Raw genomic sequence first — 24,968 nt, 5'->3', positions numbered from 1 at the left:
GGTTGAGTGGGCTCTACTACGCTGATTTCATCAGCTTTTACAGCCCTACTCAACTGTGCGGAGGTGGGACGACGAAATCGAATTCTAACGAATTACCGATTTCTGTCCCACTCTCGTTTTTTTGTGATTGGAAAAAGTTGCTATCGGAAATAGAAAAAGCCTGCTTCGTCTGAAGCAAGCTTTCTAAGATTAATTTGTAGCGATTTCGTTTAATAAATCTTCTGCAGTAGTAGTTGGGTTCACTCGAACACGATTGAGTGAGAGTAAACCGTTAGACAGTGAAGCCAGGCCGTTGTTGGTCGTCAATCCCATCTTATAGCCCAAACTTTCAGCAATCTGCAAGGTCGCATCACTATAGCGGCCAGATGGATAGGCAACAGTCGTCGTCTTCTGTGATAGATTGTCATCTAAAAAAGCTTTAGAATCACGTAGTTCAAGGGTTTGTTGATCAGCAGTAGCAGTTGATAGATCAGGGTGGTTGACGGTATGGTCTTCAAAGGACATTCCTTTTTCCTTCATTTTTTTGATCTCATCAAGCGTCAGCATATCTTCACGGCCAGCTTGGACAAATCCAGTAATGACATTGTTGGTTGCCTTCATCTGGTACTTTTGAAGTAGTGGAAAGGCATTGGTGTAAAAGTCTTTCAAACTATCATCAAAGGTCAGCCAGACTACTTTTTTATTTTCAGGCAGGACATTCTCTGTCAAAGCTTTGTAAGCTTCATCTGGGGTTAAAGTATAATAACCAGCCTCTTTCAGGGCCTGCAAATGACTTTCAAAAGTAGTTGGATCTACAATCAAACCAGCATTGGCTGCCTCAGAGGGATCCATTACATGGATCGCATGGTACATCAAAATTGGAATCTTAACAGGCTCGTCTTGTTTTACCCACTTGATTTTTGAAGCTTCTTCATTTGTTGAGGTAGAGTCTGGCTTCGAGGTGGATTGCACAGTTTGGTTGCCTGCAGAGGATTGTTTGCTAGGAGAGAACTGAGTCTTCCAAAGATAAATTCCGCCTACGATTAGGGCAAGGAGCAAGAAAAGATTGATAATAGAAAAAAGGAATGCCTTTTTCTTAGCTTTATGTCTTTGCATGCGTCTTCCAATGTGTTTATCTGTCATGGTATCTCCTTCTAATCTCATGAGTTTAAAATTTTTACTTACATTATAACAAATATACAAATAGATTTGTAGGCATTTCTATATATTTTTGTTATAATGTTTTTTATATAAGAAATATTCAAGGAGTTCCTCATGTCTATTAAAATTGCTTTACTTGGTTTTGGAACAGTTGCTAGTGGTGTTCCTTTCTTGTTGAAAGAAAATGGAGAAAAGATTGTTCAGGCTGCTCATTCTGAGATTGAAGTTGCTAAAGTCTTGGTCAAGGATGATGCTGAAAAAGAACGTCTTTTGGCTGCTGGAAATGATTACAATTTTGTAACTAATGTAGATGAAATCTTAAATGACGGCGAAATTGCGATCGTAGTGGAGCTGATGGGACGGATTGAACCAGCTAAAACCTTTATCACACGTGCACTTGAAGCAGGTAAACATGTGGTAACTGCTAACAAAGACTTGCTGGCTGTTCATGGTTCTGAATTGTTAGATATTGCGAAGAAAAATGGCGTTGCTCTCTATTATGAAGCAGCTGTTGCGGGCGGTATCCCAATTTTGCGTACCTTGGTCAATTCATTGGCATCTGATAAGATAACCCGCGTTTTGGGCGTGGTCAATGGAACGTCTAACTTCATGATGACCAAGATGGTAGAAGAAGGTTGGTCTTACGAGGATGCTCTTGCGGAAGCGCAACGTTTAGGTTTTGCTGAAAGTGACCCGACTAACGACGTTGATGGAATTGACGCAGCCTATAAAATGGTCATCCTCAGCCAATTTGCTTTCGGTATGAATATCAAGTTTGAAGATGTCAGCCACCAAGGCATTCGCAACATCACTCCTGAAGACGTTGCTGTTGCTCAAGATTTGGGCTATGTAGTGAAATTAGTTGGTTCGATTGAGGAAACGCCATCAGGAATCGCTGCGGAAGTGACACCGACTTTCTTGCCAAAAGCGCATCCGCTAGCTAGCGTAAACGGCGTAATGAATGCGGTCTTTGTCGAGTCAATCGGTATTGGAGAATCTATGTACTACGGTCCAGGAGCAGGCCAAAAACCAACTGCGACCAGTGTCGTTGCGGATATCGTCCGTATTGTTCGTCGCTTAAATGAAGGCACGATTGGCAAAGCCTTCAATGAATTTAGTCGCGAACTTGTCCTGGCTAAACCTGAGGATGTTAAGAGCAACTATTATTTCTCTATCTTGGCTCCAGATGCCAAGGGTCAAGTCTTGCATTTGGCTGAAATCTTTAATGCTGAAGAAGTTTCCTTCAAGCAAATTCTGCAAGAAGGTACAGATGGTGAAACAGCTCGTGTAGTTATCATCACGCATGCTGTAAGCAAAACTCAGCTAGAAAATGTAGTGGCTAAGCTCCGTGAAGTACCAGAGTTCGAATTGCTCAATACCTTTAAAGTATTAGGAGAATAAGATGAAAATTATTGTACCAGCAACCAGTGCCAATATCGGGCCTGGTTTTGACTCAGTTGGTGTTGCAGTCTCCAAATATTTAGAAATCGAAGTCTTGGAAGAAAGTCAGGAGTGGGTTATTGAGCATGACCTCAATCCTCGAATTCCAACGGATAAACGGAATTTACTAATCAAAATTGCCCTGCAATTAGCCCCGGACCTTCAGCCACATCGCTTAAAAATGACCAGCGATGTTCCTTTGGCTCGCGGTCTTGGCTCTTCTAGCTCCGTTATTGTTGCTGGGATTGAACTGGCCAATCAGTTAGCAAATCTGAACTTATCTGATCATGAGAAGCTGAAGATTGCGACAAAAATCGAAGGCCATCCTGACAATGTGGCACCAGCAATTTATGGAAATCTAGTGATTGCAAGCTCTTTTCAAAATCAAGTTTCAGCTGTTGTGTCAGATTTCCCAGAGGTCAGCTTTATCGCTTTTATTCCCGATTATGAGTTGAGAACTGTTGAAAGCCGCCGTGTTTTGCCTAATCGCCTTTCATACAAGGAAGCTGTTGCAGCAAGCTCTGTAGCCAATGTCGCTGTTGCGGCTCTCTTAAAGGGCGATATGAAAACAGCTGGTCGTGCAATTGAATCTGATCGTTTCCATGAGAGATATCGCCAACCGCTTATCAAAGAATTTTCTGACATCAAATTCTTAGCCAGAAAACAGGGCGCCTTTGCGACTTATATCTCTGGAGCTGGGCCGACTGTTATGGTTTTATCTCCGAAAGACAAGGCTGAGCAGATTTATCAGCAAATCAAGGAACAAGGTTTTGATGGACAAGTCTTCCAGTTGCAAGTCGATACTCAGGGTGTACGTGTAGAAAAATAGAAGAGAATTTGAGGATGACGAACTTGTGGACGCAGTGTTGGTCTACAATCTTCGTTCTCCTCTTTCTTTTTGTTTTGAAAAAGAATCTTTATTTCCCTCAGTCTATCGTAAATATCATTTAATTTTGATATAATAGAGTGTAATTTGTAAAGAAGAGAGTAAGTCATGCAAAACCTAGAAAAATATTTTGTGGAATTAGAAGGAATCGACATCCGTTTCAATGAGCCTTTGAGTCAATACACTTATACGAAGGTGGGCGGAGCTGCCGATTTCTTAGTTTTTCCACGCAACCGTTATGAATTGGCTCGGATTGTCAAGTTGGCCAATCGTGAAAATATTCCTTGGTTGGTGCTTGGGAATTCAAGTAACATTATTGTTCGAGATGGCGGTATTCGAGGCTTTGTCATCATGTTTGACAAGCTAAATAATGTAACAGTAGATGGCTATACGATTGAGGCAGAGGCTGGTGCAAACTTGACTCAGACCACTCGTATTGCTCTGCATCATAGTTTGACTGGCTTTGAATTTGCCTGTGGCATCCCGGGTAGTGTCGGCGGTGCTGTCTTTATGAATGCTGGCGCTTATGGCGGTGAAATCGGCCATGTGCTTGTTTCTTGCAAGGTCTTGACACCTGAAGGCGAAATTAAGACCTTGGATGCGCGTGATATGCGCTTTGGCTATCGTCATTCACTTATTCAAGAAACTGGCGACATTGTTATTTCAGCTAAGTTTGGTCTCGCACCAGGTGTCCACCAAAACATTCATCAGGAAATGGAACGTCTGACCTATCTGCGTGAACTCAAGCAGCCTTTGGAATACCCATCATGTGGGTCTGTCTTTAAGCGTCCTCTGGGACATTTTGCTGGTCAGCTCATCAGTGAGGCCGGTTTAAAAGGCTATCGAATCGGTGGTGTAGAGGTTTCAGAAAAGCATGCTGGTTTCATGATTAACGTCGATCATGGTACAGCTAGCGATTATGAAAAGTTGATTGCTCATGTCATTAAAACCGTCAAAGAGCATTCAGGTGTCACTCTGGAAAGAGAAGTTCGAATTATTGGAGAAGCATAAGAGTCCGATATATAAATGTCTGACTGCTTTCTGATAATTTCTAGTTTCTAAGTTTGTCCAGTATTTGGGATAGCCAATATCCATGTGTCATTAGTAAAGGGGGTGAAAGCCTATCGATATCGCAAGTATGCAGGGCCATAGTAGCCCTCGAGAGGTTTTTTTGGTCTGACAGAGCCAAAAATCTGTTAATACATGGAAAAGAAGGAATTTATGCCAATTGAAAAAACCAATTATTGAGTTCAAAAACGTTTCAAAGGTTTTTGAAGACAGTAACACCGTTGTTCTCAAAGATATTAACTTTGAATTAGAAGAAGGAAAATTTTATACGCTTCTAGGAGCTTCTGGCTCTGGGAAATCAACCATTCTTAATATTATTGCAGGACTGCTGGATGCGACCACGGGAGACATCTTTTTGGATGGTGTCCGCATCAATGACATTCCTACTAATAAGCGGGATGTTCACACCGTATTTCAGTCCTACGCCCTATTCCCGCATATGAATGTTTTTGAGAATGTAGCCTTTCCGTTGCGGTTGCGGAAGGTAGACAAAAAAGAAATTGAAGAACGGGTTACTGAAGTTCTGAAAATGGTTCAACTGGAAGGATATGAGCGCCGTTCAATTCGGAGACTTTCAGGCGGTCAACGCCAGCGGGTAGCCATTGCCCGTGCCATCATCAATCGGCCGCGGGTTGTCCTACTAGACGAGCCTCTTTCTGCGCTGGATTTGAAATTGCGGACGGATATGCAATATGAGCTCCGTGAACTCCAACAGCGTCTCGGGATCACTTTCGTCTTTGTCACCCACGACCAGGAAGAAGCCCTAGCTATGAGTGACTGGATTTTTGTCATGAACGAAGGGGAGATTGTCCAGTCAGGAACGCCAGTGGATATCTATGATGAGCCAATTAACCACTTTGTTGCGACCTTTATCGGAGAATCTAATATCTTGCCAGGTAAGATGATCGAAGACTACTTGGTCGAGTTCAATGGCAAGCGTTTTGAAGCAGTTGACGGAGGAATGCGACCAAACGAATCCGTTGAAGTAGTGATTCGTCCAGAAGATTTGCGCATTACCTTGCCTGAAGAAGGAAAACTGCAGGTTAAAGTGGATACCCAGCTTTTCCGCGGGGTTCATTATGAAATTATCGCCTACGATGAGCTTGGCAATGAGTGGATGATCCACTCAACCCGCAAGGCCATCGTCGGAGAAGAAATCGGTCTGGACTTTGAACCAGAGGATATCCATATTATGCGCCTCAATGAAACCGAAGAAGAATTCGATGCTCGGATTGAGGAGTACGTAGAAATCGAAGAGCAAGAAGCAGGGCTGATCAATGCCATTGAGGAGGAAAGAGATGAAGAAAACAACCTCTAACCTTTTTCTGGTTCCATATTTTCTTTGGATTCTGCTCTTTGTCCTAGCTCCAGTGATGATGATTATCTGGAAATCATTCTTTAATATCGAAGGTCAGTTCACGCTGGAAAACTATCGGATTTATTTCACTTCGCAGAATTTGACCTATCTGAAAATGAGCTTTAACTCGGTGTTTTACGCAGGCATCATCACCTTGTTGACCTTGCTCATTTCCTATCCGACTGCTTATTTTTTGACCCAGCTCAAGCATCGCCAGCTCTGGCTCATGCTGATTGTCCTGCCGACTTGGATCAATCTTTTGCTTAAGGCTTACGCCTTTATCGGCATTTTTGGACAAAATGGTTCGGTGAATGAATTTCTGACCTTTATCGGTATCGGTCCCAAGCAGATTCTTTTCACTGACTTTTCTTTTATTTTTGTTGCCAGCTACATTGAGCTGCCCTTTATGATTTTGCCGATTTTCAACGTCTTGGATGATTTGGATCCCAACCTCATCAATGCCAGCTATGACTTGGGTGCCAATCGTTGGCAGACTTTCCGCAATGTCGTCTTTCCGCTTTCAATGAATGGCGTGAGAAGTGGCGTGCAGTCCGTCTTCATTCCTAGTCTCAGTCTCTTCATGCTGACGCGTTTGATCGGTGGAAACCGTGTTATTACGCTGGGAACAGCCATTGAACAGCATTTCTTGACAACGCAAAACTGGGGAATGGGCTCAACCATCGGAGTGGTTCTGATTATTGCCATGCTCTTCACCATGTGGGCAACCAAGGAAAGGAGAGAACGATGAAAAAATTTGCTAATCTCTATTTAGCGATCGTATTTCTAATCCTTTATCTTCCGATCTTTTATTTGATTGCCTATGCTTTCAATGCTGGCGATGATATGAATAAATTTACTGGCTTTGATTTGGTTCATTTTCAAAAGTTATTTGAAGATTCGCGCTTGATTTTAATTTTGGCGCAGACTTTCTTCTTAGCCTTTCTTTCTTCCCTCATTGCTACCATTATCGGAACTTTCGGTGCTATTTATATTTACCAAGCCCGCAAGAAGTATCAAGATGCCTTCCTATCCATCAATAATATTTTGATGGTGGCGCCTGACGTTATGATTGGGGCTAGCTTCCTGATTCTCTTTACCACGGCTAAATTCCAGCTGGGCTTTGTGTCCGTTTTGGCCAGCCACGTCGCTTTTTCAATTCCCATTGTTGTGCTGATGATTTTGCCAAGGCTGAAAGAAATGAATGATGACATGATTAAGGCTGCCTATGATTTGGGAGCTAGTCAAGTCCAGATGCTCAAGGAAATCATGCTGCCTTATCTGACACCAGCGATCATTGCCGGCTACTTTATGGCTTTCACCTACTCACTCGATGACTTTGCTGTGACCTTCTTTGTGACAGGAAACGGCTTCTCGACTCTCTCAGTTGAAATTTATTCCCGTGCACGGCAAGGAATTTCCTTGGAAATCAATGCTCTGTCTGCTCTGGTCTTTCTCTTTAGTATCGTTTTAGTCATTGGCTATTACTTTATCACGCGTGAGAAGGAGGAAGCAGCATGAAAAAACTCTATTCGTTTTTAGTAGGGATTTTTGCGATTATCCTGATCTTGTGGGGAATTAGCTATCGGATTGAGAGTAAAGCCAATAGCAAGGGCAGTGATAAATTGGTTGTTTATAACTGGGGAGATTACATTGATCCGGAATTACTGACTGAGTTTACCAAGGAAACAGGTGTGCAGGTGCAGTACGAAACCTTCGACTCTAACGAAGCCATGTACACGAAAATCAAACAAGGTGGTACAACCTACGATATCGCAATCCCAAGCGAGTACATGATTGCCAAAATGATGAAGGAAAACTTGGTAGAGAAATTGGACCATAGCCAGATCAAAGGCTTGGAAAATATTGGTTCAGACTTTTTGGATCAGCCATTTGATCCAGGAAATCAGTATTCCATTCCTTATTTCTGGGGAACGCTGGGCATTGTTTACAATACTAAAATGGTCGAGCACGCGCCTGAGCACTGGAACGATCTCTGGAAGCCAGAATACAGAAACTCCATCATGATGATTGACGGTGCTCGTGAAGTCATGGGGGTTGGTCTGAACTCGAATGGTCATAGTCTTAACTCCAAAGATGCTGACCAGCTGCAGGAGGCTGTCGATAAACTCTACACCCTGACGCCCAATATCAAAGCCATCGTCGCTGATGAGATGAAAGGCTACATGATTCAGAATAACGCGGCTATCGGCGTTACCTTCTCTGGTGAAGCTCGTCAAATGCTGGAGGCCAATGAAGATCTGCGCTATGTTGTGCCTACAGAAGCCAGCAACCTTTGGTTTGACAATATCGTTATTCCAAAGACGGTCAAAAATAAAAAAGCCGCCTATCAGTTTATCAATTTCATGCTGAGACCAGAAAATGCTTATAAAAACGCCCTTTATGTTGGCTACTCAACACCAAATCTTCCTGCTAAGGCTATGCTACCAGAAGAAGTGCAGGAAGATGAGGCCTTTTATCCAACCGAAGAGACCATGAAGCATCTGGAAGTCTATCAGCAATTAGGTCCAAAATGGCTTGGAACCTACAACGACCTCTATCTTCAAGTCAAAATGTATCGCAAGTAGCCAAAGAAGAGGCTGGGACAAAAGTCCTAGCCTCTCAATTGTCTTTGGATTATCGAGCAAGGCGCAGTGGTTGAGTGGGCTCTACTACGCTGATTTCATCAGCTTTTACAGCCCTACTCAACTGTGCGGAGGTGGGACGACGAAATCGAATTCTAACGAATTACCGATTTCTGTCCCACTCTCTTTTTTCTATTTTGACTTGTTATAATTATTTGAAAAGTAGAATAGAAAGTAGTAAAATTATATTAACATATAGAACAGAGTCTTGTGCTCAATTAAGGAGGAAATCATTATGTCAGTTTTCTACGTTCCATCAGTCAATTTGATTGGTAAGGGTGTCATCAATGAATTTGGCGGTCATGTCAAAGAGCTGGGCTTCAAGAAAGCTCTCATCGTTACAGACCACTACATTGCATCCAGTGACATTTTACCAAAAGTCATCAAGCCGCTAGAAGCAGAAGGCATTGAATATGTGGTTTTTGAAGATGTAGACCCAAATCCTTCTTGTAAGAATGTCTACGATGGCTTAGCTACTCTTCAGGAAAATGACTGTGATTTTATCATCAGTGTTGGTGGTGGTTCTCCGCAGGATGCTGCTAGCTGTATTTCCATCATGGCGACAAATGGAGGCAAGCCGCAAGATTATGAAGGGCTCCACAAGTCTAAAGAAAAGGGTCTGCCAGTTGTAGCCATCAACACCACGGCAGGGACTTCTGCTGAAATCACTATCAACTATGTTATCACGGATGAAGAACGTAAGGTTAAGATGGTGATGGTTGATAAAAACAGTCTGGCTCTCATCTCTGTCAATGACCCAGAGCTCATGGTTTCCAAACCAGCTAATTTAACGGCAGCAACTGGGATGGATGCTTTGACTCATGCTGTTGAGGCCTTGGTAACTCCTGGTGCTTATGGCGTGACCAAGAAGTTGTCTATCGGTGCCATTGAGTTGATCAAGGAATATTTGCCGCGAGCAGTTGCTAATGGCCATGATATAGAAGCGCGTGAAGCTATGGTCAATGCTATTTTCCTCGGTGGCATGTCCTTTAACAATGCAGGTCTGGGTTACGTGCATTCGATGGCTCACCAGCTTGGTGCGGTCTATCATTTGCCGCATGGCGTTTGCTGTGCTATGCTCCTGCCAGTAGTCGAGCGTGAAAATGCCAAACGTGTACCAGCAGCCTTTAGAAATGTAGCTAAAGCTTTGGGCTTGCATACCGAAGGCAAGACTGATGAAGAATGTGCGGCATATGCCATTTCTGAAATCGAAACCTTGTCCGAAACGGTCGGTATTCCTAAGAAATTGACCGAGCTTGGTATTGAAGAAAAGGACTTTGACTTTGAATACCTTTCTAAGAATGCCTTGATTGATGCTTGCGCACCTGGCAATCCTTTCATGCCGACTTTGGAAGAAACCATTGCTTTATACAAAGAATTGTTTTAAGCTAAAGGAAAACAGTTCACTCTCTAAACTTAGTTGATTTATATCAAAAAAAGACAGTTGCTCTCTCCTACAACTGTCTTTTTAATTTATGGAAATGGGATGGTCGTACAGGATTAGTGCTCTAAAATAAACTTAGCAATGGCTGTGGCGACACCATTTTCTTCATTGCTATCTGTTACATAGTCGGCCAAGTCTTTGACATGTTGGCTAGCATTCCCCATGGCAACACCCAAGCCAGCAAATTGCAGCATTTCAATATCATTATTCGCATCGCCCAGTGCCATGATTTCCTCAGGCTTGATTTCTAGACGTTGCGCCAGACGCTCTAGGGCAAAGGCTTTGGTAACACCTTTTGGCATCGCCTCGTAGATGACAAGCTGGGAGCGGACGCCACTGAATCGCTGGCAGAGTTCTTGAGCGAACTTGTTCTCAAAATCATCGACCTGCTCAGGATTTCCTAGGAACATAGCTTGAAACATTCGATGCTGGCCACCGCAAGCTTCCTCAAGGCTGATTTCAGTAGGAGTCGTAAAGACGAGGGCAGCATCATCTGTCACAATTTTGCTGGCTTTTTCTCCTACGACGAAGTAATGCTCTTCATCAAATAAGGTCAACTGCACTTGGCTCTGTTCCGCTAAACTGTAGAGGTAGCGAATGTCATCTGGATTTAATTCTTGCCAATCAACAAGCTGCCAATCGCTAGTCTGATGGATAGCGCAGCCATTGTCTACGATGACATATTCATATTCATATTCATTTTCATTCTCCAAGCCCAGCTCCTGAAAGTAAGGCTTGACACCCACGAGCGGTCTACCTGTACAGAGGACCAGCTTGACTCCAGCTTGGATAGCTTGGTGAATGGCATCAATATGAGCTTTAGGAATCTTTTTGTCCTCAGTTAGCAAGGTTCCGTCCATATCAAGGGCAATAAGTTTAATCATAGTTTTTCTCCAATAGTATTTGTGAATATTATAGCATATTTTCTATTGCTAGGAGAGCAGAAATGGAAAAAGCTTGTTTTTTTCATTTTTCAAGCCTTGTGGTATAATAAGAAAATCTAGTAAGGAAAAGAGAATCTATGAAAGCAAAGCGAATCGTATTTAAAGTTGGAACGAGCTCATTGACAAATCCTGACGGCAGTCTGTCGCGGGCAAAGGTGCGGGAAATTACCCATCAATTATCGGTCTTGCATGAAGCAGGACATGAGTTGATTTTGGTATCGTCTGGAGCCATTGCGGCAGGTTTTTCGTCTCTGGGCTTTAAAAAACGCCCAACTAAAGTAGCCGACAAACAGGCTTCGGCTGCTGTTGGTCAGGGGCTTCTCCTAGAGGAGTACACCACCAATCTGCTCTTGAAGAAGATTGTATCTGCCCAGATTTTGCTGACGCAGGATGATTTTGCGGATAAACGGCGTTACAAAAATGCCCACCAAGCTTTGTCAGTCCTCCTTAATCGGGGTGCCATTCCCATTATCAATGAAAATGACACAGTTTCTATCGAGGAGCTAAAAGTGGGTGATAATGACACGCTTAGTGCTCAGGTGGCAGCCATGGTTCAGGCGGATCTTTTAGTACTTTTGACAGATGTTGATGGGCTGTACACGGCCAACCCAGCTTCAGATCCAACTGCCCAACGTCTTGAAAGAATTGAGGCGATCTCGAGCGATTTGATTGACATGGCAGGCGGGGCAGGCTCCAGCAATGGTACTGGTGGCATGCTGACCAAGATCAAGGCAGCAACTTTGGCGACCATGTCTGGTGTACCAGTTTATATTTGCTCGTCGCTAAAAAGCAATGCTTTATTGGAGGCGGCGAGCCAGACTCGAGACGGGAGCTTTTTCTCAGCGCAGGTTAAGGGCTTGAAGACGCAAAAGCAGTGGCTAGCCTTCTATGCTAAGAGCCAAGGCGCCATCTATGTAGACCAGGGAGCGGCACAGGCTATGCGCTACGATGGTAAAAGCCTTCTGGCATCAGGAATTGTTAGGTTAGAGGGGCATTTTTCCTACCAGGATACGGTGACAGTGTACGAAGAGGAGACTGGTGCGATTTTAGGAAAGGGGCGCGTGCGCTTTGGTAAACCTGCCCTCAAGGACATGCTGCGATCTAGCAAGCCAAAGGGAGTCGTGATTCATCGGGACGATTGGATTTCTATTACTCCAGAGCTCCAACTGCTCTTTTCTGAATTTTAAGAGGAAATAGGAGCTTACTTATTTCCTTTACCCGAACTCTCCAACATCTTCGCCAATAGAAAAAAGAAATTATTGTATCTTACGAAAGGAGGCGCTATGACTTCGACACAAGAATTATTTGAAATTGTTAAAAAGTCAAAAAAATTAATCAACACGGCTACGACTGCTGAGAAAAATCAAGCATTAGAGGAAATGGCAAAGCAGCTCTGGCTTTCTCGAGCTGATATTTTAGCAGCCAATAAACTGGATATGGCAGCGGCAAAAGGTAAAATTTCAGATGTAATTCTGGATCGCCTCTATCTGGATGAGGAGCGGATTGCCGCCATGGCAGAAGGTATTCGCCAGCTGATTGATTTGGAGGATCCTGTAGGTCAAGTCTTGGAAAGTACCGAGCTTGATAACGGCCTCGTCATCAGTAAACAGCGAGTGGCTATGGGCGTGATTGGCATTATCTACGAAAGTCGGCCTAACGTCACCTCTGACGCTGCGGCTCTTGCCCTAAAAAGTGGCAGTGCAGTCGTTCTCAGAAGTGGCAAGGATGCCTATCAGACTGCGCAAGCTATTGTCACAGCTTTGAAAGAAGGTTTGACTCAGACCAAGATTGCGCCGGGTTGTATCCAGTTGGTTTCTGATACCAGTCGGGCTTCAGCTCAGGCAATGATGAAGGCCAAAGGTTATCTGGATTTGCTCATTCCTCGTGGTGGCGCGGGATTGATTCAGGCAGTCGTGGAGAATGCGACTGTGCCGGTTATTGAGACAGGTACTGGAATTGTCCATGTCTATGTAGATAAGGATGCTGATCAGGACAAGGCTTTGGCGATTATTGAGAATGCTAAGACCAGTCGCCCTTCTGTCTGCAATGCCATGGAAGTACTGCTGGTTCATGAAGAAATTGCAGCTGAATTTTTGCCACGTTTGCAGAAGATCTTGGTGACTGATCGTGATGCTGTACAAGAGAAGTCTGTTGAATTACGTTTGGATGAGAAAACGGCTCAGTATATCTCGGGAATACAAGCTAAATCGGAAGATTTTGATACCGAATTCTTGGACTATGTCTTAGCGGTCAAGCTGGTTTCCTCGCTGGAAGAAGCGGTGGAGCATATTGAGGCTCACAGCACTCATCACTCGGATGCCATTGTGACGGAGAACGATGCAGCGGCAGCTTACTTCTCAGAGCAGGTGGATAGCGCAGCGGTTTATGTCAATGCTTCAACCCGCTTTACAGATGGCGGTCAATTTGGACTCGGCTGCGAAATGGGGATTTCCACACAGAAACTGCATGCCAGAGGTCCTATGGGACTAAAAGAATTGACCAGCTATAAATACGTCATCCAAGGAACTGGTCAAGTGAGGAAATAAAGATGAAAATTGGATTTATCGGTCTGGGAAATATGGGCGGCAGTCTTACTCGCCTAGTTGCCCAAGATGAAAGATACAGAAACGATTTACTACTGGCTAATCGCAGTCTTGAAAAGGCTGAAAAGATTGCTGCGGAAGTTGGTGGCCAGCCGGTCAGTAATGCAGAAGTTTTTGCTCAGGCAGAGGTGATTTTTCTGGGCATAAAGCCAGCTCAATTTGCTGACTTGTTGGCTGAGTATCAGGAAATTCTAGAAAAGCGGGAGTCTCTTTTGCTGGTTTCCATGGCTGCTGGTCTGCCCTTGGAAAGATTGGAAAAATTGACACCTCACCACCATCGTTGGATTCGGATCATGCCTAATACACCAGTAGCTGTTGGCGAGGGCGTTATTACCTATGCTTTATCCCAGCAGGCGAATCAAGCGGATGAAGATTTGTTGCGGGAGCTTCTGTCATCTGCTGGCCTTCTAGTCAAACTAGAGGAAAAGCAGTTGGATGCGGCGACAGCTCTTGCTGGCTGTGGACCAGCCTTCGTCTATCTCTTTATAGAGGCTTTAGCGGATGCAGGTGTCCGAGCAGGACTCAGTCGCGACATATCGCTTCAGCTAGCTAATCAGACCCTTTTAGGCGCTGCTAAATTAAGTCAGATCAGTGGCCAACATCCGGCTCAGCTCAAAGATCAGGTCTGCAGTCCGGCCGGTTCGACCATTGCCGGGGTGGCTAGTTTGGAAGAAAATGCCTTTCGAGGAACAGTCATGGCCGCCGTTCAAGCAGCATATCAACGGACGCAGGAACTTGGTAAGTAGGGTGATTGTCATTTTGCTTCTTTTGAAAAAAATAGAATCGTAAAGCGATATGATACATCATCATTTAAGTAGTGCAGAGAGACACTCGTAGATGGCTTATTTAAAGCCAGTACGAGTGTCTTTTTATTTTTCAAAAAACTTATCCTTACTAAGTCAAGTGAAAGTAAACCTGTGGATGATATAGATGGAGACTTTGCTCTAAGAAGAAGTAGATTTAAAAATCAACAGCTTAGCCCGTTTTTCTCTAGTTTTTCCTTGACAGTTAAATTATCAGAATTTATAATAAAAGAAGAAAGGTGATAACAGTGTTATCGAATTGAAACTATGAAAAAAGAAACAGATGAGTTAAACGAAAAAATCTTGGAAAGCGCGAGGAGTGAGTTCTTGGCTTATGGCTATCAGGATGCTTCACTGCGGAGAATTTGTCGCGCTGCTGGCTTGACGACCGGGGCTCTTTATAAGCGCTATGAGGGTAAGGACAGTCTCTTTACAGCTCTGCTTGAGCCTACACTGACAGCCTCAGATCAGTATGGACAAGAGCAGAAGCGACGTGACTATGCTTTCCTAGAAGAGGGACACCTGTCTGACATGTGGGCCCATCGCTTGGAAGATCTCCAGTCCCTGATGAGGATTCTCTATGAGCATAAGGATATTATGCAGCTTTTGCTCTTTAAATCTCAGGGTTCTTCGCAAGCGGACTTTAGGATGCGTCTGCCTCATTTGGCTGCAGACGAGACTTATCGCTATTTGGAGCTGGCATACAAAGAGGGTAAGATCAATCATTTGGTCAAACACGAGTTTCTGCGATCGTGCATGACAGCTTATTACACAGCTGTATTTGAGCCCTTGGCTCAAGACTGGCCCCAAGAGCAGGCGCTGGAATTTTGCCATTCCATCATGGACTTGTTTGACTGGGGAGGTTTGCTCGGTTTTTGATAGAAAGAAGGAAATTTTATGAAGAAAAAATCTGTTCTTGCTTGGATCTGGGACTTTGTTTCCCTTCATAAGATGTATTTTGTGCTCAGTCTGATCTTTGCTTTTGTCTCTGTGCTTTCAGGATTTCTGCCTTATTTCTTTATTGGTGGAATGATTAATCAGCTCTTGGATGGCAATAAAAACTGGAATTTCTACTTGCAGCAGTCAGCTTGGGCAGGTCTGGCCTGGATTGGATACTGGGGATTTCACGGTATTTCCACCATGCTGTCACATACGGCTACTTTTAAAATTTTAGCGGAAATGCGGCGCCGCCTGACAGATAAGCTGGCTAGGCTGCCTTTAGGTACAGTGCTTAGTCAGTCATCAGGCAGTTATAAAAACATCATTGTCGAGCGGGTGGATGCGACCGAAACAACCTTGGCTCACCTGATTCCAGAGTTTACTGCTGGGATTTTTGGTCCGATTATTGTCCTCATTGCTATGCTAGTTATAGATTGGCGGCTGACCTTGCTGTCTCTCCTGACTATTCCCATTGTGGTACTGGCCTATATGCGGATGGTTGCCAATAGCGAAGCAGACTATCAAAATACTCTGGCCAAGACCAAAAAACTCAATGATACAGCAGTGGAATATATCAATGGGATTGAGGTTATCAAGGTTTTTGGCAAAGAAAAATTTTCTTACGATAAGTTTGTGACGGCTGCTAGAGAAGGAGCAGACTGCTTTATTGAATGGATGCGCAAGTTCAATCTAGAGATGGGCATTGTGACTGCTTTTCTGCCATCAGGCTTGCTCTTTCTGCTGCCGGCTGGCTGTTATTTCTATCTGCAAGGCAGTTTGTCTGCTGGCAATTTCATTCTGATGATTATTCTGTCGCTCAGTCTGCTGACTCCTCTGATTTTAGTGGCTAGTTATATGGACGATTTACGGAAAATCGGGACTATTTTTGGCCAAGTCATTGATATTTTGGAAAAGCCTGATTTGAAAAGGCCTCAGGAGCTGAGAGAACTTCCAAAAGGAAGGGATCTGGTCATGACGGATGTCAGCTTTGGCTATACAGATGAAGAGGAAGTACTGCACGACATTTCGCTAGATATTAAGGCTGGCAGCATCAATGCTTTAGTCGGTCCATCAGGCTCAGGTAAGTCTACAATTGCTAAGCTTCTGGCTTCTTTCTGGGATGTCAGTTCTGGTCAGATTACCTATGGTGGCTTGGACATTCGCCAGCTTCCGCTAGACTATTATAGTCGGCAGATTGCTTACGTGACCCAGGATAACTATCTCTTTGATGAGACTATTATGGACAATATCCGGATGGGCAATCCAGCAGCTTCTGATGAAGAGGTCATCGAAATTGCCCGTCGCTGTGGCTGTTATGACTTTATCATGAACTTGGAAGATGGTTTTGAGACTCAGGTAGGCTCTGGCGGTGGTCATCTATCTGGTGGGGAGCGTCAGCGGATTGCCATCGCCCGTGCCATGCTTAAGGATGCGCCGGTTCTTATCTTGGATGAAGCGACTGCTTATACAGATCCGGAAAATGAAGCACGGATTCAGTCCAGTCTAGCTCGTCTGATTGAGGGACGGACCTTGATTGTCATTGCCCACAGGTTGTCTACGATTATGAGTGCAGACCAGATAGTCCTGGTCAATGATGGTCGGATTGAAGCTAGAGGCCGGCATGAAGAGTTGCTGGCAGCCAGTCCGCTTTATGCTTCCATGTGGCAGGCCCATATTGCTACCAGGGATAGTGATGAGATGGAAGGAGGGTTGACTCATGCTTAATATACTGAAGAAATTCTTTGATTTCTGTACGGCAGAGGACCGTAGGAAATTTTATCAATCCATTTATCTGGGCGTCATCAAGTCCTTTATCATCGCTCTGCGTATCCCAGCGATCGGCTTAGTCGTTATGGGACTGATTGAGAAGAATCTCTCAATGCAGACTTTCTGGCTGGCTCTGGGCATCATGATGGTATCCACAGTGCTAAACGTCTGGATTACCCTGAAAATTACCATGCTGCAGACGGAAGCGGGCTATCATACCTGTGCTCAGAAGCGGATTGAAATTGCCGAGCACATGCGCTATTTGCCCATGGGTTACTTTAATCAAAATAGCTTGGGCAAGATTACCAGTGTTACGACCAATACGCTGGAAGGACTGTCTGATGTGGCTACGCGAGTGGTTATGATGACAGTGCAAGGATTTCTGACGACCGGTCTCATCACCGTTTTGGTCTTTCTCTATGACTGGCGGGTTGGTCTGGTTCTCTTGGTGGGTCTCGTCCTCTTTCTCCTGCCAAATACCCTCATGCGTTGGCAAGTTGGCAAGGTTTCTGATGACAAGTATCAGGCAGATATGGACCTGGTAGCCGTCGTTTTGGAGTACAGCCAAGGGATTGCTGAAGTTAAGAACTACAATCTGGTCAACCGTTCTGCCAAGAAGCTGTCCAAGGCTATTGAAGGCAAGAGTCAGCTAGATACCAAAATGACACTCGTGACCTCACCTTACATTGCCCTCCAAGGAATAGTGACCAAGCTGACCGGTCTCTTTATGGGGCTTTTCTCTATCTACTTTTATCTCAATGGCAGTATGGAGCTGCTGGTAACCATTATGATGATTGTCAGTGGTTTTATGATTTATGAAAATCTAGACGGCGTTGGGTCCTTCTCTTCTCTCCTGCGCATTGTTGATTTGTCGGTTGATATGGTCAATCAAGTCTTGGCTATCCAGCCGATGGACATCAGCGGTCAGGATATTGAGCCTAAGAGCAGCCTGATTGAGCTGAGAGATGTTAGCTTTTCTTATGGAAATAAGAAAATCATTGACCGAGTTTCCCTCACTATTCCAGAAAAAACGATAACTGCACTGGTTGGACCTTCTGGATCAGGCAAAACAACGCTCTGCAACCTCATCGCCCGCTTCTGGGATGTGGACCAGGGAAGTATCAGTCTGGACGGACATGATGTTAGAGATTACAGCTATGACAGCCTGATTCATAATTTCAGCTTTGTCTTCCAAAGCGTCTATCTCTTTGAGGATACTATTGCTAATAACATTCGTTTTGGCAAGCCGGAGGCCAGTCAGGAAGAAGTAATAGAGGCTGCCAAGAAAGCTGCCTGTCATGACTTTATCCTCTCGCTGCCTGATGGCTATGATACCAAGATTGGTGAAGGAGGTGCCAGTCTTTCTGGAGGTGAGCGTCAGCGAATTTCCATTGCACGAGCAATTATCAAGGATGCGCCTATTATCATTCTGGATGAAGCAACGGCCAATGTTGATCCAGAAAACGAAGAAGCCCTCATGCAGGCTATTCAGGCTCTGACTCGCGATAAGACCATTATCATGATTGCCCACCGACTCAAGACGGTTGAGCATGCAGACCAGATTCTGGTGCTGGATCAAGGCCGCATTGTCGAGCAAGGCAAACACAAAGACTTACTGGCCAAACAAGGTATCTACAGCAAATTTATCCAAGAAAGAAAAACAGCCGCCAGCTGGCGGATTGAGATGGGGGAGTGATAAACTGAAACAGCAGGCCAGCGGCTTGCTGTTTTTCATTTAAAGGGAAGAATGGTATAATGAAGTAGAGAAAAATCTTGAATGAGGTGGCCATGAACGAAATCAAATGCCCCAACTGCGGGGAGGTTTTTACAGTCAATGAAAGCCAGTACAGTGAGCTTTTGTCGCAGGTGCGGACAGCGGAGTTTGACAAGGAAATCCATGCTCGAATTGAGCAGGAGCTGGCTTTAGCAGAGCAAAAATCCCAGAATGCCCAACAAGCCCTGCTATCGCAGAAAGAGCAGGAAATTAGCAATCTTCAAAGTCAGATTGCTCAGTTTGAGACCCAGCAGGAATTGGCAAAGAAAGAGGCGGAGCAGGCAGCTAGTCTTCAATTGCAGGAGAAGGATAAGGAAGTTCAGCAATTGGAAAGTCAGCTGACAACTCTGCGCTTGGAGCATGAAAATCAACTGCAAAAGACCTTGTCTGCGCTGGAAAAAGAGCGAGACGAGGTTAAGAACCAGCTAGTCTTGCAAGAAAAGGAAGCAGCGCTGGCTCAGACCTCTCTTAAAGAGCGCTATGAGGTAGAGCTGCGGCAGAAAGATGAAACGATCGAATTCTACAAGGATTTCAAAGCTAAGCAGTCTACTAAGATGATTGGTGAAAGCCTAGAGCAGCACTGTGAGTACGAGTTTAACAAGAACCGTATGGCTATGTTCCCACGAGCGGAGTTTGGCAAGGACAATGATGCAAGAACAGGCAGCAAGGGTGACTACATTTATCGAGAGGTGGATGAAAATGGTGTAGAAATCCTCTCCATCATGTTTGAGATGAAAAATGAAGGTGACGAGACGGCGACCAAGAAGAAAAATGAGCATTTTTTCAAAGAGCTGGATAAGGATCGGCGTGAGAAAAGCTGTGAATATGCTATTCTTGTGACACTTCTTGAGGCTGACAGCGAGCTCTACAATTCAGGTATTGTCGATGTGTCTTATGCCTATGAGAAGATGTATGTCATCCGGCCTCAGTTCTTTCTGCCTATGATTACCCTCTTGCGTAATGCTGCGCTCAACTCGCTCCAGTATAAGCAGGAACTGGCCTTGGTGCGGGAGCAGAACATTGATATTACGCATTTTGAGGAAGATTTGGATGCCTTTAAAGTTGCTTTTGCCAAGAACTATCAGTCTGCTTCGACCAATTTCGGCAAGGCCATCGATGAGATTGACAAGGCCATCCGTCGGATGGAAGAAATCAAGAAATTCCTGACGACCTCTGAAAACCAGCTGCGCTTGGCTAATAATAAACTGGACGACGTCTCTGTCAAAAAATTGACACGCAAAAATCCTACTATGAAAGCGAAGTTTGAAGCTTTAAAGGAGAAGTAAGAAAACAAGACAATGAACGGAATTATCAACTTAAGAAAAGAAGCGGGAATGACTTCGCATGATGCGGTATTTAAGCTGCGCAAAATTTTAGGAACGAAGAAAATTGGTCACGGGGGCACCTTGGATCCAGATGTAGTTGGAGTACTTCCGATTGCTGTGGGAAAGGCGACACGCTTGGTCGAGTTTATGCAGGAGGAAGGAAAGATCTACGAGGGGGAGATTACTCTGGGCTGCTCAACGACGACAGAGGATGCCAGCGGAGACATTCTTGAGCGGACGCCAGTGACGGATCTTTTAGAAGAAGCTCTCATCAATGAAGCCATGGAGTCCATGACTGGTGAGATTCGCCAGATACCGCCCATGTACTCAGCAGTCAAGGTAAATGGCCGTAAGCTTTATGAGTATGCGCGTGCAGGTCAAGAAGTGGAGCGCCCAGAGCGGCAGGTGACCATCTATAGTTTCGAGCGCACAAGTCCGATTTCCTATGAAGATGAGCAAGCTCGTTTTCGTTTTCGAGTCAAGTGCAGCAAGGGAACCTATGTTCGAACCCTGTCTGTTGATTTAGGAGCGAAGCTGGGCTTTGCCAGTCACATGTCCCAGCTGACAAGGACTTCTTCAGCAGGTATGAGCTTGGATGATGCTTTGACCTTGGATGAAATAGCGGAGCGAGTAGCAGTGGAGGATTTTACATTTCTTCAGCCTTTGGAGTTGGGGACAGGTGATCTACCCAAGATTGAACTAACGGTAGAGCAGCTAGAGGAAGTCCGCTTTGGTCGCTTTATTTTCATTGAAAATGCGGCAACAATCTTGGCTGGTTTTCATAAAGGTAAGCTTATCGCCATCTTAGAAAAAAGAGAAGAATCTTATAAACCTAAAAAAGTTTTTCTTTGATCATATGAAAATATCAGAGTCCTGAAATTTATTTTCAGGATTTTTTATATGCCTAGAATAATTAATCAAATCTACAAGCTAAAAACGAATAAAAATTCTATCCGAATAGATCAGAAACACTTATAAAATTTACTGTGAATTTTGAAATAGTAAAACTTAAAAATTAGACAGTTATGCTAAAAATGATTAATTAATTAAAGGGCTGTAAAATTGCTTAAATCTTACTTATATGGTACACTTGAGAGAGTGACAATTTTAGAATAATAAGGAGGGTTCCAATACATGGGACAAGACTGGAAGAAAATAGAAAGGCAACGTTTTACAATTCGTAAGACGAGAGCATGGGGTGCATGTTCAGTTTTTCTAGGATCAAGTATTTTCTTTCTAGGAGGGGGAGTTGCAAGTGCGCAAGAAGTTAGTCCTTCTGCACAAGACCAAGCAACTCAAGTAGCAGAAGCTGCTAGAGTTTCAGATGAAAAAGAGTCTGAGAAACAGGTGACTGAAGCACAAGCTGAACCCGAAAAGAATGCTGCGTCAGTAAGTGCAGATGTTCAAGCAACTGAAGCTAAGGAACAAGCTGCACCGAGTACTGAAGAAGTAGCTAAAGCAGAAGAAGCTGCTGTTTCAAAAGACGAGAAGTCAGAAGAAACAAGTGCTCCGAAAGAAGCTAAAGCGGAAGAAAAGGCTGAGCCAAAAGAAGAAAAATCAGAGCCAAAAACTGCAAGTTCTGAAACTAGTGCAGCCGCACAACCTAAGCGTTCAGGCACATCAGGATTCAGAAGTGTTAGCGGTACATCAGGATTCCGAAATACTGGTGCTACTCGTCAAGGATCTGACTATACTGTTACCCAAGACGGTAATCTAGCTACAGTTCAAGCTAATGCCTTGAAAACTCAGTTGGATAGAGCAGCGTCAGAGAACTTGCCAGTTACACCGAACCAGCTTAGAAATTTTGGAACCGCAACAACTGACGAAGAAAGACGCAGATTAGAACGTCAAGCAGCTGATCTTCAAAATGCTGAAGCTCAGGCAATGAATAAAAAAATCTCTGATTACTTGACGGCTAAACAAAGAGCTCAACAATTAACAGGTAGAGAAGGAAGCTTGCAACAAATTGCTCCTCAAAACCTCGTTTTCTCTGATGAGCCAAATGCAACAGCTAAGATTAGGCTGGCACAAGGAGACTGGTTTGTCAAAGACAGTACGCTCACATCTCGAAATCAATATGTTCGTGAAGCTTTGGATAGTCGAAGCTACACTGAGTGGCGAGACGGGACAACTACTCAACCGAATGCAGTTATCACTAGAGCCGATACAAGCCAACCGGCAGCAGAGCGAATCATCAAGGATCAAACAGATGCTTACTACATGGTTCATACGCAAGTTGGTAGAACTACAACAGTAGAGTACACCTTGCACAACTCATTTGCAGGTGGTCGACCTATTACGAAAGCTATTGCTCGATATACGCCTAAGAAGAGTTCTGCTTATGATGATAGTATGGTAATGGCTATCCATAAAGACCCAACTATGACAGTTTGGAATGGATCCAGCTATGATCGTAAAGGAACTGGTAACCAATTGCATATGGAATGGGAATTCTATTATGCGGATGGCACTAAGGTAGACTTTGGCAGAACACCTGGTGTTGTTTCTTTCGCTTCACGTAATCACCACGGGAATGATATTTACGCTGAAATTTATGGTAATTTGAGCTCAAATATGCAGAATGTACAAATTGTAGGTTCTTCTATCGTTCCACAGGCAAATGGTTGGTACTATGCAAATGGTAAGAACAACTCTTATAAAGGCCAAACTGAATATCAATGGGACCAACAAGGTAATCCAAATGAATTCTGGGGAGCGGGTGCTGCAAAAGTTACAAGTGGGACATCATTGAGCTTTGATATTGCTACAACTAACCCTGGTCAGCACTGGCCACGCCCAATTCGCCAATGGTTCTCATTTAATACCAACGTAAAAGCGAATAACGTCGTAACTAACCCTAATTTGACTTATACTCCTGCAGCATATGTCAATGAAGTTCCAGCACCAGAACCAGAAAAATCTTATGACAGATTTGTCATGGATATTCCACATAATGTCAGAGTCGTAGATTATGAGAATGCCACTCCAGATCAAAAACGCGCCTTCGACAATCAAACTGGTTCTCAGATTGTTTACCAACAAGGTAAAGACGGACAAGTTATTGTTGTAGGACCAAAACCAGAAAACCTAAATGACGTACCGAATCCTAAGTTTACAGCTCAAGAACTTGAGACACTTAAAAATGGTGGAACTGTAAGAGGATTTAAAGGACACAATTACGTTGATCCTGTAGATACCATCATGGTTGTCAAACGTAATGCGGGACCAACTGGACCTAAGGGTGATAAAGGTGCAACAGGCGCAACTGGTGCAACCGGAGCCACCGGTGCAGCAGGACCAAAAGGTGATAAGGGTGCTACAGGCGCAACCGGAGCCACAGGCGCAGCAGGACCAAAAGGTGATAAGGGCGCAACTGGCGCAACCGGAGCCACCGGTGCAGCAGGACCAAAAGGTGATAAGGGTGCTACAGGCGCAACCGGAGCCACCGGTGCAGCAGGACCAAAAGGTGATAAGGGCGCTACTGGCGCAACAGGACCAAAAGGCGATAAAGGTGCAACTGGAGCAACTGGAGCCACAGGCGCAGCAGGACCAAAAGGCGATAAGGGCGCAACTGGCGCAACCGGAGCCACCGGTGCAGCAGGACCAAAAGGCGATAAAGGTGAAACAGGCGCAACCGGTGCAACCGGAGCTAAAGGCGACAAAGGTGAAACTGGAGCTACAGGAGCCACAGGCGCAGTAGGACCGAAAGGTGATAAGGGAGCCACCGGTGCAGCAGGACCAAAAGGCGATAAAGGTGAAACTGGCGCAACCGGTGCCACCGGAGCTACAGGCGCAGCAGGACCAAAAGGTGACAAAGGTGCCACTGGTGCTACAGGTGCGGCCGGAGCTAAAGGCGATAAAGGTGAAACTGGAGCTACAGGAGCAAAAGGAGAAGATGGTAAGCCATCATTGGCTCAAGTCGTAGACAACAACGACGGTACTCATACTGTTAAAGTTGGACTTGATAAGAATGGCAACGGTCAGTTGGATCCAGATGAAGTAACCTCATCTACCATCGTTAAAGACGGTAAGGATGGAAAATCTCCACTAGCTAAAGTTATCGACAATAACAATGGCACACACACAGTTCAAGTCGGTCTTGATAAGAACGGTAACGGTGAGCTTGATCCAGACGAAGTAACATCATCTACAATCATCAAAGATGGTAAGGATGGAAAAGCTGGCGCAACCGGTGCTACTGGAGCTACTGGAGCAACAGGCGCGACCGGAGCCAAAGGCGATAAAGGTGAAACTGGAGCTACAGGCGCAAAAGGAGAAGATGGTAAGCCATCATTGGCTCAAGTCGTAGACAACAACGACGGTACTCATACTGTTAAAGTTGGACTTGATAAGAATGGCAACGGTCAGTTGGATCCAGATGAAGTAACCTCATCTACCATNGTTAAAGACGGTAAGGATGGAAAATCTCCACTAGCTAAAGTTGTCGACAATAATAATGGCACACACACAGTTCAAGTCGGTCTCGATAAGAACGGTAATGGTGAGCTTGATCCAGACGAAGTAACCTCATCTACCATCGTTAAAGACGGTAAGGATGGAAAAGCTGGCGCAACCGGTGCCACTGGTGCTACAGGCGCGACCGGAGCAAAAGGAGAAGATGGTAAGCCATCATTGGCTCAAGTCGTAGACAACAACGACGGTACTCATACTGTTAAAGTTGGACTTGATAAGAATGGCAACGGTCAGTTGGATCCAGATGAAGTAACCTCATCTACCATCGTTAAAGACGGTAAGGATGGAAAATCTCCACTAGCTAAAGTTATCGACAATAACAATGGCACACACACAGTTCAAGTCGGTCTTGATAAGAACGGT

General features: G+C 44.5%; 19 protein-coding genes. 17 read left to right on the top strand and 2 right to left on the bottom strand.

From position 1 onward, the window contains the following. Positions 1-189: 189 nt before the first annotated feature. Positions 190-1,122, bottom strand: a complete 933-nt coding sequence (locus D8791_RS06570; protein ID WP_125446815.1) for a polysaccharide deacetylase family protein — start codon at positions 1,120-1,122, stop codon at positions 190-192. 132 nt (positions 1,123-1,254) lie between these two features. Here D8791_RS06570 and D8791_RS06565 point away from each other — a divergent pair, with 132 nt between their 5' ends. The 8 genes from D8791_RS06565 (at position 1,255) to D8791_RS06525 (ending at position 9,920) form a co-directional block, all read left to right on the top strand. Next, positions 1,255-2,541 (top strand): homoserine dehydrogenase, encoded by a 1,287-nt coding sequence (locus D8791_RS06565; RefSeq protein ID WP_125390584.1) that lies wholly within the window; start codon positions 1,255-1,257, stop codon positions 2,539-2,541. A gap of 1 nt (position 2,542) precedes the next feature. Then, positions 2,543-3,409: a homoserine kinase gene (gene thrB / locus D8791_RS06560; RefSeq protein WP_061422952.1), complete on the top strand. Its 867-nt coding sequence runs from the start codon at positions 2,543-2,545 to the stop codon at positions 3,407-3,409. A 165-nt stretch (positions 3,410-3,574) separates the two neighbouring features. After that, positions 3,575-4,477, top strand: coding sequence for a UDP-N-acetylmuramate dehydrogenase (gene murB, locus D8791_RS06555; protein WP_125446813.1), 903 nt, complete (start codon positions 3,575-3,577; stop codon positions 4,475-4,477). A gap of 217 nt (positions 4,478-4,694) precedes the next feature. Next, entirely contained in the window at positions 4,695-5,852 is a 1,158-nt protein-coding gene (locus D8791_RS06550; protein ID WP_048763121.1) for an ABC transporter ATP-binding protein, read from the top strand. Further along, positions 5,833-6,639 carry an ABC transporter permease gene (locus D8791_RS06545; RefSeq protein WP_125446811.1) on the top strand — a complete coding sequence of 269 codons (807 nt, stop codon included), beginning with the start codon at positions 5,833-5,835 and terminating at the stop codon, positions 6,637-6,639. Before D8791_RS06550 ends, D8791_RS06545 begins: the two co-directional genes overlap by 20 nt. After that, a complete protein-coding gene (locus D8791_RS06540) occupies positions 6,636-7,409 on the top strand; it encodes an ABC transporter permease (RefSeq protein ID WP_005590157.1) in 774 nt (257 codons plus the stop codon). The genes D8791_RS06545 and D8791_RS06540 overlap by 4 nt, the downstream gene beginning before the upstream one ends. Then, on the top strand, positions 7,406-8,476 hold the full coding sequence (locus D8791_RS06535; protein ID WP_125446809.1) for an ABC transporter substrate-binding protein: 1,071 nt from the start codon (positions 7,406-7,408) through the stop codon (positions 8,474-8,476). The genes D8791_RS06540 and D8791_RS06535 overlap by 4 nt, the downstream gene beginning before the upstream one ends. Before the next feature lie 292 nt (positions 8,477-8,768). After that, positions 8,769-9,920: an iron-containing alcohol dehydrogenase gene (locus D8791_RS06525; protein WP_061910708.1), complete on the top strand. Its 1,152-nt coding sequence runs from the start codon at positions 8,769-8,771 to the stop codon at positions 9,918-9,920. Between the two features lie 113 nt (positions 9,921-10,033). Here D8791_RS06525 and D8791_RS06520 read toward each other — a convergent pair whose 3' ends face one another. Then, positions 10,034-10,861 carry a Cof-type HAD-IIB family hydrolase gene (locus D8791_RS06520; protein WP_125446807.1) on the bottom strand — a complete coding sequence of 276 codons (828 nt, stop codon included), beginning with the start codon at positions 10,859-10,861 and terminating at the stop codon, positions 10,034-10,036. A gap of 137 nt (positions 10,862-10,998) precedes the next feature. On the opposite strand from D8791_RS06520, the gene proB reads away from it, so the two are divergent. From proB to D8791_RS06475, 9 genes are all read left to right on the top strand, one after another. Beyond that, the gene (gene proB, locus D8791_RS06515) at positions 10,999-12,108 is read left to right on the top strand and encodes a glutamate 5-kinase (RefSeq protein ID WP_125446805.1); all 1,110 of its coding nucleotides are present in this window, start codon (positions 10,999-11,001) and stop codon (positions 12,106-12,108) included. 96 nt (positions 12,109-12,204) lie between these two features. After that, positions 12,205-13,467: a glutamate-5-semialdehyde dehydrogenase gene (locus D8791_RS06510; RefSeq protein ID WP_125446803.1), complete on the top strand. Its 1,263-nt coding sequence runs from the start codon at positions 12,205-12,207 to the stop codon at positions 13,465-13,467. 2 nt (positions 13,468-13,469) lie between these two features. Continuing rightward, a complete protein-coding gene (gene proC / locus D8791_RS06505) occupies positions 13,470-14,270 on the top strand; it encodes a pyrroline-5-carboxylate reductase (RefSeq protein ID WP_125446801.1) in 801 nt (266 codons plus the stop codon). Between the two features lie 324 nt (positions 14,271-14,594). Next, positions 14,595-15,206, top strand: a complete 612-nt coding sequence (locus D8791_RS06500; RefSeq protein ID WP_125446799.1) for a TetR/AcrR family transcriptional regulator — start codon at positions 14,595-14,597, stop codon at positions 15,204-15,206. Between the two features lie 18 nt (positions 15,207-15,224). Next, positions 15,225-16,991, top strand: a complete 1,767-nt coding sequence (locus D8791_RS06495) for an ABC transporter ATP-binding protein (protein ID WP_125446797.1) — start codon at positions 15,225-15,227, stop codon at positions 16,989-16,991. Further along, a complete protein-coding gene (locus tag D8791_RS06490; protein WP_125446795.1) occupies positions 16,984-18,729 on the top strand; it encodes an ABC transporter ATP-binding protein in 1,746 nt (581 codons plus the stop codon). The genes D8791_RS06495 and D8791_RS06490 overlap by 8 nt, the downstream gene beginning before the upstream one ends. Positions 18,730-18,821: 92 nt before the next feature. After that, positions 18,822-20,093: a DUF2130 domain-containing protein gene (locus D8791_RS06485; protein WP_125446793.1), complete on the top strand. Its 1,272-nt coding sequence runs from the start codon at positions 18,822-18,824 to the stop codon at positions 20,091-20,093. A gap of 12 nt (positions 20,094-20,105) precedes the next feature. After that, complete coding sequence (gene truB, locus D8791_RS06480; protein ID WP_125446791.1) at positions 20,106-20,984, top strand: tRNA pseudouridine(55) synthase TruB; 879 nt, start codon at positions 20,106-20,108, stop codon at positions 20,982-20,984. 282 nt (positions 20,985-21,266) lie between these two features. After that, on the top strand, positions 21,267-24,968 hold a 3,702-nt coding region (locus D8791_RS06475), incomplete at its 3' end, for a GbpC/Spa domain-containing protein (protein ID WP_376739480.1).

It is taken from the genome of Streptococcus cristatus (genome assembly GCF_003943515.1).
In the GTDB taxonomy this organism is placed as follows: domain Bacteria; phylum Bacillota; class Bacilli; order Lactobacillales; family Streptococcaceae; genus Streptococcus; species Streptococcus cristatus_D.
The sequence above is the reverse complement of the archived record's forward strand: the minus strand, read 5'-3'. Positions and strand labels throughout refer to the sequence as shown.